Raw genomic sequence first — 11,978 nt, forward strand, 5'->3', positions numbered from 1 at the left:
ATTCCATAATAGCTACTATAGGAAGCGTAGATCTGAGCATTTAGTGATAAGGACTGAGCGAATTTTGCTCCGTTTTTCTTAAATAACTAAGAACCCATAGTGTGTTAGCGAAGAAAGTAACGGTTCTTTCCTTTAGTTATACAAAAATAACTGCCGAGAAAAGTTCCTCGGCAACTATAAGTGAAGTATTAAGCATGAAGCAGTTTTAATGCTTCACGGTTAAATGCTGGAAGGTCATCGGGAGTTCGGCTAGTAACGATGTTCTGATCAACTACTACTTCTTCATCCTTGAAGTTTGCACCAGCATTTAGCAGGTCCTTACGAATTGACGTAAAACCAGTGATGTCTACATCTTTTAAAAGGTCCGTATCGATTAGAAACTGAGGTCCATGGCAAATGGCGAAGACTGGCTTTTTAGCTTCGATAAAGCTTCGGGCAAACGTGGCATTTCGCTCATCGATTCGCAATAAATCTGGTGAAAATCCACCAGGTACTAAAAGTGCATCATAGTCATCTGGCTTCACTTCATCAATTCCTTTATCTATCGTGAATGTTTTACCATTTTTACCAGTAATCTCTTTGCCAGCTTCTCCTTCGATCAAATCAACGGAATGATTTGCTTCTTTGAAATGTTGTACTGGGTCAGTTAGCTCAATCTCTTCAACCATATTAGTAACTAGTACAGCAATTTTTTTACTCATCAACACACACATCCTTTCTTCCTCTATTCTTTTTCGTTACATGAATTATTTTAAAGGAGCATAAAACAACTGTGAAGTATGCACTTTTTTGTGCGGAGGTTACTTAAAGGTTACTTTTAATGACAAAAGGAATGGTATCGAAATACGGTTCATACATGATAGAATAATAGGAGCGATATAATTTACAAGGAATGATTGGAATTGAAAAAACAAATTTTAAAGAATGATTGGGAAGTGTTGTTACAGGAAGAATTTACAAAGCCTTATTATCAACAGCTTCGAGAATTTCTAAAAAAGGAATATGCTTCTAAAATAATCTATCCAGATATGAACGACATATTTAACGCTCTTCATTATACGTCTTTTGAAAGTGTGAAAGTAGTTATTTTAGGGCAAGATCCGTATCATGGTCCGAACCAAGCGCATGGACTAAGCTTTTCTGTAAATAAAGGAGTTGCTATACCACCTTCCTTAAAGAATATCTTTAAGGAATTGCATACTGATTTAGGTCATCCAATACCAGATCACGGATCATTAGTAAACTGGGCGGAGCAAGGTGTATTATTACTAAATAATGTATTAACGGTTAGACAAGGCGAGGCGCATTCTCATCAAGGTATGGGATGGGAGCAATTTACTGATGAAGTTATTAAATCATTAAATAAAAAGCAGGAGCCTGTAATATATATATTATGGGGAGGGGCCGCCCAGAAAAAGCGTGCTTTGATTGATACAAATAAGCATTATATTATTAAATCCCCGCATCCTAGTCCATTATCTGCATATCGAGGATTTTTTGGTAGCAAGCCATTTTCTAGAGCAAATAATCTATTAAAAGAAATTGGCAGAAAGGAAATCGATTGGCGTTTGAATGATTATATGTAGTGATTTAAATGTAGCTAGGGAAGGAGATAAATTAATGAGTGGGTGGGATCAGCAGTTAATTAAAACTTCTCGTGGCACATTTGAGGTGTTTTGTAATGGGGAAGGAACTCCTTTATGTGTAACGCATTATTATTCCGAATTTAATCATTCGGGGGACTATTTTGCTGATTCTTTTACGCATAACCATAAGGTTTACTTGGTAAACTTAAGGGATGCCGGGAATTCAGTAAAGGCAAGTCTCCCCTATCAGCTTAGTATGCTTGAAACTGTTTTTGATTTAGAAGCAATTCGGGAAGCATTAGAATTATCGAAGTGGAACTATGCAGGTCATTCTATAGGCGGTGTTTTAGGGGTTATTTACGGTATCTTTTTTTCGGGTAATCTTACAGCTCAAGTGATTGTTGGAGCTGCGGCTAGGGACTATGCAACCTTTTCACCAAATTGTATCTACCACCCAGAGCATCCGCAATTTCATTACATGCAAAAATTAATAAAATGTTTGAAACGAGATGAGTTAGGAGAAATAGAAAAAATTAAGCTTACAAAGGAAAGAACAAAGCTCTCTTTAAGACAACCTGAACGGTATCATCAATTATTTGCAAAGAAGATACATAAGAAAATTTCTGCCACCCGATTAAATTTTTTTAATCGTGAACTACAAACCTTTGATGTAACAAAGAAGCTATGTCTTAGCACTGTTCCCAAATTATTTATTTGTGGAAAATATGATGTACAATGTCCTTTGGAATACTCTGTCGAAATGCATGAGGCGTCACCAAATTCTGAACTAGTTATTTTCAATCATAGTAATCATTACCCCTTCTTAGAAGAGGCAGCCAAGTATAAACTGGAGGTTGATCGGTTTTTGCAGGCAGTCGATCTCTAGGTGAAATACAATCAAAGAAGCTAATTTATTTATAGAATGTAATAGTGATAAGCTAATTATTACTTTTATCCTGCATATAACTGGCAGTAAGCCCCCATGGATGGAAGTTTCACTTATAGCTATCTTCATCTTTAGTTTGGTTGTTTCTGGACTGCTTGGGTTTAATTTAGCAATGATCGTATTCAATCCTTATACCTCTAGCTACCATTATGTGTTGCACTTTATTGGTTCATTAGGCTTGTGAAAGCAGTAGAAAAACGAAATGCTTGATTTAGATAAGAGCAGGCAGAAACCGGAATGGTGATAGATTGTATCATTTTCTGGTTTTTATTATATTCTAGGAAATTTTAAAATTTGCTCATGTAGATAAAAATGGTCGTATTGAGCCGCGTCCAGAGCGCAAGCGCCCAGAAACTAGGCGACTTCACGAATCGCCCTAATCTAAGTCATCATCGGCTCGCAAGCCCACCGTGCTTCCTTTATCTCCGTTGAATCGCTCCAGTTACTGCGTTTCTAATCGGGCGCTTGCGCTTTTGTTATATATGCACAATGCTCTGAGATGGAGGAGTAATCATAACGAATCTGATACAAAACGTGTTGCTTCAGTGGACTATCAATCTCTAATTTAGGATGTCCAAATGTTTTAATCCTTTGCATTCCAATACGCTCCATCACTTTTTCAGAGGGCTTATTTATCGTGGAGGTAAAAGCACAGATTTCATCCATGCGCAACGTCTGAAAAGCATAATCTAAACAAGTCTTAGCACCCTCAACTGCATACCCTTTTTTCCAAAACTGTTTATCTAATCGCCATGCAATCTCGATGGAAGACGACGTAACATCAGGCATATCTATGTCAGCCAGTCCAATAAAACCGATAAATTGATGATCTTTTAAGCGATCAACTGCCCAAATACCATATCCTTTTCCAGCTAAATCCTGTTCAAATTTATCTATTAACCAATCTGATCGTTCTTTCGTTAATGGTTTAGGGAAGTACTTCATAACTATAGGATCAGCATTCATGGCTGAAAATAAATCTTTGTCTGATTCCTGCCACCTTCTAAAGCCTAGTCGTTCGGATTGGAAAATATACTTGTTTTTCATGAATGATAACCCCCTTCATTTTGCAAATGTATATAGTATATCATTATTCATAAAAAAATAAATAGACATATAATTCAATATATTATCTTAACTAATGTATCTATATTTTTTAGTGGTAAATAGGTTATAGATCAACCTTATTCGAAAATAGCATAGAATAGGTCATTTGCTTTAAAGATGTTAGATATAAGGTTCCTTAGATTAAAGGTCATTGACGGTGGAAAAAAAGGGGGGTTGATATGGCGCAATTGAATGATAGGGAAATTGATCTGGAACAACCGATATTAGAAACGCCAAGACTCATTCTTAGGAAAATAATGGCCACAGATCTTTCCGCAATTCATGCCTTTACATCATTAGATGTAGTCACGCAGTATCTTCCATTTGATACACATCAATCACACGAACAGACAAAGCTATTTATCAATTTTGTATTGGATCAATATGATAATAATCAATTAGCTCCGTGGGGGATAGAGTTAAAACCTTATAAAAAGTTGATTGGCATGATTGAATACGTTTTTTGGGAACAAGAAAATGATACGGCAGAATTGGCCTTTGTCCTAACAAATACGCATTGGGGGAAGGGGATTGTTACCGAAGCTTGTCAGGAGGTGATTAAATATGGTTTTACAACCATGAAGTTACAGCGAATCCAGGCAAGGAGTTTCGTAGAAAATATTGGCTCCCAAAAAGTATTAGAGAAATGTGGATTAAAATTAGAAGGTATATTGAAAAAACGATTGTTTATAAAAGGAAAACATCGGGATATATGTATGTACGCGATTATTAAAGATGATGATAATCGTAAAACCAACTAATTTAGTAGTCTTTCAGAAGTATCCTTACTTCATAATAAGTACTCTTGCAAGAAGAGGGTGTGATAATAGCCAACCACTATTCCTATTTATTTAGAAAAAGATTACCGATATCCAGGCTGTCTTTCTTTGTAATCAATGAAGAAACATTCATCCATGGACTCTGAGGAATTAAAACAAAGTGCAAAAGGATTAAGTAAGTTAGATGTTATCGAAAGAGTAGGCCTATGATTAGGACAGAGATGCTGTCATCAATCGCAAGCATCATAGAACTGATTATCGTGCACCTCTGTCCCTGTCTACTAGGACACGGAACCGAAATCGTATCATTTGAATCAACCGTGTACCTATCGGTAAGTATGATGGTGGTGTAAAGTTCGGGGATTAGCCATCCCCTCCTACTTGATTTTAGATTTAATTTGGCGGCACAATCATTTGATCATCAAGTCTAATATCATCAATCGCCCAGAACCAATTATTTTTCGCATTATACATTCTCCATTTCAGTTTCATTGAAGAAGCTTCTTCAGGAACGTTAATTGATTTAACTTCATACTTATTTAAAACATGGCTGTTCCCATTGTCAGAAGTGCTTTTGTTGTCATAAATAAGTACTTGCTGTTTTTCACCATTATCAAAAACTGCTGTTACTTCAGCTGTTTGTATTCCTTCTTGTTTATAATGAGAGGCAAATCCTAATGATAGGTTTTGATCACCTTTAACTTTTATAGAAGGTGACGTTAATGTACTATCAAAGTATCCGGTAGATGCTGGTGAACCATTATCATCCCACTCATCTGGGTCAGCAACGGCAATAACACCTTGTCCAAGATCAAAATCTTCACGTTCTTGTGTATCAGCTTTTGTCCAAAAATCTTTTGTAGTAAAGCTCCACCCTTGCCATTCTATTGTCCCAGCAGGCATATGGGAGCTATTGGTAATCGTCCACCCATTTGGAGTTTCGCTAGTCCAACCTAGAATTGAGTCAGGGATATCTTCATTAACTGCAGGTTTTAATGAAGACTGTAAATAATCAAAATTTTGTCCCAGCATCATGTTTACTAGAACTTGGACATCTTTTGATCCGATTTTTTGTTCACCTTCATAAGCTGTAACTGTGAATTCAGATGCACCTGAAATTGCTTCAGATGGGGTAGCTTTAACATTCAACGTCTTTTCTTCATAACCTGTAAGCTCATAAGCGATTTCATGATTTACCAATGTCCAGTCAGTAGGTGCATCAATCTTAATTTTTCCGTTTACACCTTTGCTGCCATAGTTTTTCATCTTTACTTGAATGGATGTTGATTCACCATTCGTTACTAGAGTAGGAGAAGCTTGTGTTGATACCATCTCTAAAGCTTTTGTAGTTCCTTCAGTTTTTAATTTTGTTTTACTTGTGTTTCCAAATGAGTCCAGTGCTTGTATCTCAATTTCATACGTAGTACCTGGTTGAAGACCGTTTATTGGGAATTCTAATTTCTTAGGTATAGGATCATAATAGAAATTGGAAAACGCTTTGAAATCTGCATCATATTCTCCTGATTTTAAATTTTTGGCCTTAATTTGATATGAATGTACTAGCAAGTTATCAGTTGCCTGTGGAAATTCAATAGTTAAACTTCTTAATGTTGATTTTTCTTCTATGATTGATGCATCGGCTTTTGTTGGAAATACCGGATTTATATGGTCACGGTCTTCTGTATAGTTGAATTTATTTTTCTTAGCTGGGTATTTTATCACCCAAGGATCTCCTACCCAATTATCTTTATGGAAATCACGTTTCTTAATCATGACTTCATTATTATAAACCTCTACAACCATACCTTGGCTAATATCTCGATATCCTTGTGGATGAAACCCTTGAAGTTTCCCTGGTTCCAATTCCAAATAGCTGACGGAAGAGGTACCGACAGATGTAAAATCTTTTTGATGAATCGTTCTAGGATCTTCAAGTGGGTAATGAGAATGTCCAGAGAATGTAATTACTTGGGGGTATTCCTTCAATGTATCATATAGAAGTTCTTTATTTTCTTGGGTACCCCACAAATCACTTCCGTAAACTGTGTCTTTAATATGTTGATGTAGGAACACAAAAATCGGTTCTCCCGGGTTGTCCTTTTCTGCTGCCTCCAATTGTTTTTTCAGCCAGTTAATTTGATCAACCGTATACAAACCATGAGTGGTGCTGTCTTCAGGACTTAACGCAATAAAATGATAGCCATTTACTTTTTTGTGATAATAGATCGATTCCATTGCTGTTTTTTCCAAGAAACGAGTTTGTGCATCCTTAATAGATAGACCATTCCAATAATCGTGATTACCCATTGTAAACAAGGAATTGACGCCATCTTGTTTCTTTTCATTATAAATAGAGAAAAATTTATCATACTCTGTTTCATATCCGTAATCAGTCAAATCCCCTACCACAACAAAAGCATCCTGATCAGGGGCAACTTTGTTTAGTTGGTTCATCGCTGCTTTAAATTTCTCATCATCTATTGTTGAACTATTGTCAATATGCACATCACTTATTACAGGAAAAACAAGTTCTGGCTTACGATTGTTGTTTACTAAACTTGAAGATTCCGAGAAAGCTTGTGCACTAGAAAATGAAACTGTTAGTCCTAACGTAAGGGCTGCCAAAATTACCCAAAAATTGCTCTTCGATTTCATGATAACATTCCTCCTATCACTAATTATTTTACTAGCTGGAAAATAAACTTTGCTTTATATAGTTATGATAATAAAAATTTAATAACACAATATAAAACCACTGTAAATTCAATGTAAAATAGCTGAGAGAGTATGTTTTAAGTTCGCTGTATAAGTTGATGTTTATCTCATAATACGTTGGTATTTTCACATGATGATAAAAAAGGTAAATGAAAAAGATAGCCTTATTTAAATCAAGGCTATCTTTTATCTAGTTTCTTAACTACGGGGTCCATGCAAGTTTGCTTTGGATTATACGGTTTTTGCCACTAATCCGAAACAACGCTTATAAATCCACTGATAGTCTTTTTCGGTGAGATCACGTGGATTTCCTACTGTTTGTGGATCCTTCATGGCCTCTTTTGATAAACGCTCGATCATATCAGGTGAAACACCTTGCTCTTCTAAACTAGGAATATCTAAGTCTTCTGCTAAACGATAAACTTCATTGACTGCTGCTTTTGCTGCTTCTTCAGTTGTCATATCGAATGTGTTTGCACCTAGTGCTTGTGCGATACGTGCAAATTTGTCAGGATGTCCTTTCCAATTATATTCCATCACGGGTCCCATCATCGTAGCCACACATTGTCCATGGGCAACGGGAATAATACCGCCTAATGTTTGAGACATAGCATGTGCTGCTCCAGCTGATTCACTTCCATATGAAAGTCCAGCAAGCATGGCAGCTTGTGCCATCCCGTAGCGTGCCTCAATGTCACCACCATCAGCGTATGCCCGACGAATATATTTACCTACGTACTCTATTGCCAATAGTGCAACTGCATCTGTTACCGGCTGTGCAAAATGCATCGTATAGCACTCGATTGCATGAGCAAGTGCGTCAATACCTGTCATAGCTGTTACATGTGGGGGCATGGACACATGTAATTCAGGATCAAGAATGGTTAAATGTGCCGCAATTAATGGGCCACCTGTATTAAACTTAAATTCACGTTCTTCATCTGTTATAACAGCCCATTGTGTAACTTCTGAACCTGTACCTGCAGTTGTTGGAATGGTAGTTAATGGTGGAATACGATTTTCTAAAGGTTTCTTACCTTCGGCAGCTTCGTAATCTAGTACACTACCATCGTGTGTTGCTTCAACACCAATTCCCTTTGCTGTATCCATTGAACTACCGCCACCTACGGCTACGAGTCCATTACATGATTCTTCTGTAAATACCTTAGACCCTTCAGCGATTAAACGTACAGGAGGATTCGGCTCTACTTTATTAAAGACAACAACCTCAATTCCAGCCTCTTTTAGATGTTTCTCAACAGGTTCAGTTACCCCTGCTTTATAGATACCAGGATCAGTTACGAGAAGAACTTTGGTAACACCAAGGTTTTTAACTTCTTCACCAATATGTTTAATTGCTCCGATCCCATGCTTGATCGCTGTTGGGATTTCAAATGTATGGAATTTATGCATATGTTCAACTTTCATATTTAAACTCATCGACGATTCCTCCTAAGATTGAAATTTTATATTTAGAACCAATTTATTGCTTCTGGTTTTAAGTTTTGAAAGATATGCTTCGTTTCTTGATATTCTTCTAATCCAGCTCTGCCAAGTTCTCGGCCAATTCCAGATTGTTTAAATCCGCCCCAAGGTGCATGCGGAAAATATAGATTGTATTCATTAATCCAAACCGTTCCCATGCGCATCTTTGCTACGCAACGCTCCGCCTTAGCAATATCATTTGTCCATATGCCGCCAGACAGACCGTAAATTGAATCATTGGCTAGATGAATAGCTTCTTCTTCTGATTGGAATGTTTCTACGGTAATAACAGGACCAAAACCTTCGTTTTGAACTACCTTCATATCCGTTGTACAATTTGTGAGTACGGTAGGAAGATAAAAGAAACCTTTTTGTAATTGAGGGTCACTTGGGCGATCTCCGCCAACTGCAACGGTTGCTCCCTCCTGTTTACCAGTTTCCACATAATCAATAACTTTATTTAAATGCTCCTCAGAAATTAGCGGTCCCATTTGTGTTGCCTCATTAAAACCGTTACCTAGCTTAATGTCCATAACTCGTTTAACAAGTTTGTCAATAAACGCATCATGAACGCTTTCCTCAACAATTAATCTTGTTCCGGCAGAGCAAATTTGTCCTGCGTGAAAATAGACTGCATTTAGTGCTTGATCTACCGCTGTATCAAAATCAGCATCTGCAAAAACGATATTTGGGTTTTTTCCGCCAAGTTCAAGTGCTAAATTTTTCACGTTGGAACTTGCTGCTTGCATAATTTTCTTACCAGTTGCAATACCTCCAGTAAAGGAAATAAGATCAACTTCTTTATTAGCAGAAAGTTCAGCACCTACGGAATGTCCTGGTCCAAGTACTAAATTAACGACTCCAGCTGGAACACCTGCTTCCTCCATTAATTCAAACACCTTAACGGTAGTTAGTGGTGTAATCTCACTTGGTTTCATAATAAGTGTATTTCCTGCTACTAATGCAGGAGCAAGCTTCCAAGACGCTTGTAAGAGCGGATAATTCCAAGGTGTGATTTGTCCGCATACACCAACAGGTTCATGTACGACCTTACTTATCGAATTTGGAATTGGCGAGTCGATAATTTCTCCGCCATTTTTATCTGCTAGTTCAGCATAATAGTGAAAGACACCAGCAATATCCTCCATATCTCCACGACTTTCTTCAACTGTTTTTCCAGTGTCGAGTGATTCTAGCTTAGCCAATTCCTCTTTATCTCTTTCAATGAATTGAGCAATGGTCCTAACAATTTGCCCTCTTTTTGTTGCTGGTGTTGTTGCCCATTCCCCAGAATCAAATGCCTTTCTTGCAGCTTTAATGGCTGTCTGTGTGTCAACTTCATCACTTTCCGTAACTGTAGCAATGACTTCTTGATTAAAAGGATTAATAATGTCTCGAGTAGCATTTGTTTTTGATGCTACCCATTCACCATCAATATAATTTCGTTTGCAGTCCAAAGGGAAAACCTCCTCCATCGTTAAGTTTGTTAAATATTTATTTAACGTTTTGAACAAAACTAATGTAACATGTTGCTTTATTGTTGTCAAAGTGAATACGTATAATTGTTAATATGAGAATTTGGTTATAGAAACTGCTGAAAAAGGTAGTAAGCGGTTTTCTTTTTAATGTATGGGTTTAATTAAAAATACACTAAACTTTTCTTATTATTATTTGACATATTTCGAGGATACGTTACCATTAAGTTTGTAAAATAAATTCTTAACGTATTAAATTTTTTAAAAATAGGAGGTGACGGAATGGCGGCTTCAAATGATGACATGGCTAGGGAGAAGCTGGAAGAGGCAAAGGGATATGTCATTGAAACTATCGCCGAAACGATGGATGTTTATGGTGTAACACCAGCTGCAGGAAAGCTTTATGCAACGATGTATTTTAAGGATCAAATGAATCTCGATGAAATGCGAGAGGAACTTGGGATGAGTAAGCCAAGTATGAGCACAAGTGTAAGAAAGCTACAAGAAAATGAGATGGTTAAAAAGAAATTTCAACGTGGATCTCGTAAACATACGTATGCGGCCGAAAAGAATTTCTTCCATTCGTTTATGTCTTATTTTTGTCAATTATGGGACCGAGAGGCAAAAATGAACATGGAGGCAATTAAACAGGCTGAATTTGAATTAGATCAAATTTTTGAAGATGAAAATGTATCAGCAGAGCTAGTTGATGAAGCACGTAAAATTTATGAGCTGCTTGATCAGTCAAAAATATATTACCGCTGGCTTGAACGGTTGGTAGCAAGCATACGATCAGAAGAGATATATGAGTTTTTACCAAAAGATCCAGACGATAAAAATACGTGATGGGAGAGGATTAGACAATTTATGCGTTTCATTAAAAGTAAACTTCTACTAATAGGATTAGCATTCGTCGTTGTATTAGCAGCATGTGGAGATAGTGCAGAGTCAGATAAAAAAGGTTCCGGAGATGCCAAAGAGGATGGAACTGAGAATAAAGGTACCATTGAAATGGCACAGATCAATTGGGCTGAAAATATCGCTGTAACCAATATGTGGAAAGTTATTTTGGAAGATCAGGGGTATGAAGTTAATTTGAAATTGCTTGATATGGGTACAATTATGAAAGCATTGGCAGAGGATGAATTGGATATTAATCTAGAGGTATGGCTACCAGTTCAGGATCAGGCCTATCTGCAAGAGTATAAAGATGAGGTTTTCTTTTCAGAAGAAACTTGGTATGATAACGCAAAAGTTGGTCTTGTTGTCCCAAAATACTTAGAAAACATGAATAGTATAGAGGATCTAAATAAACATGCAGACATGTTTGAAGGTGAAATTACCGGGTTTGATCCAGGGGCAGGTACGATGGAAGTAACAGAGGATTTAATTAAAGAATACGATCTTGATTATGAATTATTGCCAAGTTCTGAACCAGCTATGATAACGGAAATTGCAGAAGCTATTAAGAATGAAGAACCAATTGTTGCACCGCTTTGGAGTCCGCATCGTGTCTTCTCACAGTATGATTTAAAATACCTGGAAGACCCCAAAGAGGTTTATGGTGGCGTAGAAAAGATTCATCATGCAGCTCGTCAAGGATTTGCAGAAGATTTTCCAAAAGTTAGTAAGTGGATGAAAGATTGGAAAATGGATGATGATTCCATTGGGGAATTAATGACCTATGTCAAGGACGCTGATGAACCGATTGATGGTGCTAGGAAATGGGTCGAAGAAAATCAAGATTTAGTCAATCAATGGATAAAGGAATAGGAATAACATCCAAAGGGAGCACAAGTGTGGCTCCCTTTTTTATAAGTTAAGAAAGTATAAAATCAGTGCAATGACTGCGTTAAGCCAAGTAGTTATTTTGAAATGTTTGATG

Annotated in this window: 10 protein-coding genes; 5 read left to right on the top strand and 5 right to left on the bottom strand. The window is 37.0% G+C overall.

The features are described from left to right. Window positions 1-188: 188 nt before the first annotated feature. Window positions 189-701 carry a type 1 glutamine amidotransferase domain-containing protein gene (locus Q1A47_RS18100; RefSeq protein WP_026679724.1) on the bottom strand — a complete coding sequence of 171 codons (513 nt, stop codon included), beginning with the start codon at window positions 699-701 and terminating at the stop codon, window positions 189-191. Between the two features lie 201 nt (window positions 702-902). Here Q1A47_RS18100 and Q1A47_RS18105 point away from each other — a divergent pair, with 201 nt between their 5' ends. Further along, window positions 903-1,586 carry a uracil-DNA glycosylase gene (locus Q1A47_RS18105; protein ID WP_166530366.1) on the top strand — a complete coding sequence of 228 codons (684 nt, stop codon included), beginning with the start codon at window positions 903-905 and terminating at the stop codon, window positions 1,584-1,586. Between the two features lie 34 nt (window positions 1,587-1,620). Beyond that, complete coding sequence (locus tag Q1A47_RS18110) at window positions 1,621-2,472, top strand: alpha/beta fold hydrolase (protein ID WP_166530365.1); 852 nt, start codon at window positions 1,621-1,623, stop codon at window positions 2,470-2,472. A 513-nt stretch (window positions 2,473-2,985) separates the two neighbouring features. On the opposite strand, the gene Q1A47_RS18115 is transcribed toward Q1A47_RS18110, so the two are convergent. Beyond that, window positions 2,986-3,579 carry a GNAT family N-acetyltransferase gene (locus tag Q1A47_RS18115; RefSeq protein ID WP_166530364.1) on the bottom strand — a complete coding sequence of 198 codons (594 nt, stop codon included), beginning with the start codon at window positions 3,577-3,579 and terminating at the stop codon, window positions 2,986-2,988. A 239-nt stretch (window positions 3,580-3,818) separates the two neighbouring features. Between Q1A47_RS18115 and Q1A47_RS18120 the strand changes: the two genes are divergently transcribed. Then, window positions 3,819-4,400 carry a GNAT family N-acetyltransferase gene (locus tag Q1A47_RS18120; protein WP_051388227.1) on the top strand — a complete coding sequence of 194 codons (582 nt, stop codon included), beginning with the start codon at window positions 3,819-3,821 and terminating at the stop codon, window positions 4,398-4,400. Window positions 4,401-4,811: 411 nt separating this feature from the next. On the opposite strand, the gene Q1A47_RS18125 is transcribed toward Q1A47_RS18120, so the two are convergent. The 3 genes from Q1A47_RS18125 to betB all read right to left on the bottom strand — a co-directional run bounded on the left by Q1A47_RS18125 (window position 4,812) and on the right by betB (window position 10,075). Then, window positions 4,812-7,073: a metallophosphoesterase gene (locus tag Q1A47_RS18125; RefSeq protein WP_121604589.1), complete on the bottom strand. Its 2,262-nt coding sequence runs from the start codon at window positions 7,071-7,073 to the stop codon at window positions 4,812-4,814. A gap of 291 nt (window positions 7,074-7,364) precedes the next feature. Further along, window positions 7,365-8,573 carry an iron-containing alcohol dehydrogenase gene (locus Q1A47_RS18130; RefSeq protein WP_026679728.1) on the bottom strand — a complete coding sequence of 403 codons (1,209 nt, stop codon included), beginning with the start codon at window positions 8,571-8,573 and terminating at the stop codon, window positions 7,365-7,367. Between the two features lie 32 nt (window positions 8,574-8,605). Continuing rightward, window positions 8,606-10,075 carry a betaine-aldehyde dehydrogenase gene (betB, locus tag Q1A47_RS18135; RefSeq protein WP_166530363.1) on the bottom strand — a complete coding sequence of 490 codons (1,470 nt, stop codon included), beginning with the start codon at window positions 10,073-10,075 and terminating at the stop codon, window positions 8,606-8,608. A 300-nt stretch (window positions 10,076-10,375) separates the two neighbouring features. Here betB and Q1A47_RS18140 point away from each other — a divergent pair, with 300 nt between their 5' ends. Next, window positions 10,376-10,939 carry a choline uptake/conversion transcriptional regulator CudC gene (locus Q1A47_RS18140; RefSeq protein WP_026679730.1) on the top strand — a complete coding sequence of 188 codons (564 nt, stop codon included), beginning with the start codon at window positions 10,376-10,378 and terminating at the stop codon, window positions 10,937-10,939. Between the two features lie 21 nt (window positions 10,940-10,960). Continuing rightward, window positions 10,961-11,866 (top strand): glycine betaine ABC transporter substrate-binding protein, encoded by a 906-nt coding sequence (locus Q1A47_RS18145; protein ID WP_121604591.1) that lies wholly within the window; start codon window positions 10,961-10,963, stop codon window positions 11,864-11,866. Window positions 11,867-11,978 lie beyond the last annotated feature (112 nt).

The organism is uncultured Virgibacillus sp. (assembly GCF_947495635.1).
Classification (GTDB): domain Bacteria; phylum Bacillota; class Bacilli; order Bacillales; family Amphibacillaceae; genus Virgibacillus; species Virgibacillus salarius.

Bases quoted from the DNA above. Each gene is read 5' to 3' on its own strand.
- Q1A47_RS18125 (WP_121604589.1), bottom strand. From the start codon at position 7,073: ATGAAATCGAAGAGCAATTTTTGGGTAATTTTGGCAGCCCTTACGTTA.
- Q1A47_RS18110 (WP_166530365.1), top strand. From the start codon at position 1,621: ATGAGTGGGTGGGATCAGCAGTTAATTAAAACTTCTCGTGGCACATTT.
- Q1A47_RS18145 (WP_121604591.1), top strand. From the start codon at position 10,961: ATGCGTTTCATTAAAAGTAAACTTCTACTAATAGGATTAGCATTCGTC.
- Q1A47_RS18130 (WP_026679728.1), bottom strand. From the start codon at position 8,573: ATGAGTTTAAATATGAAAGTTGAACATATGCATAAATTCCATACATTT.
- Q1A47_RS18115 (WP_166530364.1), bottom strand. From the start codon at position 3,579: ATGAAAAACAAGTATATTTTCCAATCCGAACGACTAGGCTTTAGAAGG.
- Q1A47_RS18140 (WP_026679730.1), top strand. From the start codon at position 10,376: ATGGCGGCTTCAAATGATGACATGGCTAGGGAGAAGCTGGAAGAGGCA.
- Q1A47_RS18100 (WP_026679724.1), bottom strand. From the start codon at position 701: ATGAGTAAAAAAATTGCTGTACTAGTTACTAATATGGTTGAAGAGATT.
- Q1A47_RS18120 (WP_051388227.1), top strand. From the start codon at position 3,819: ATGGCGCAATTGAATGATAGGGAAATTGATCTGGAACAACCGATATTA.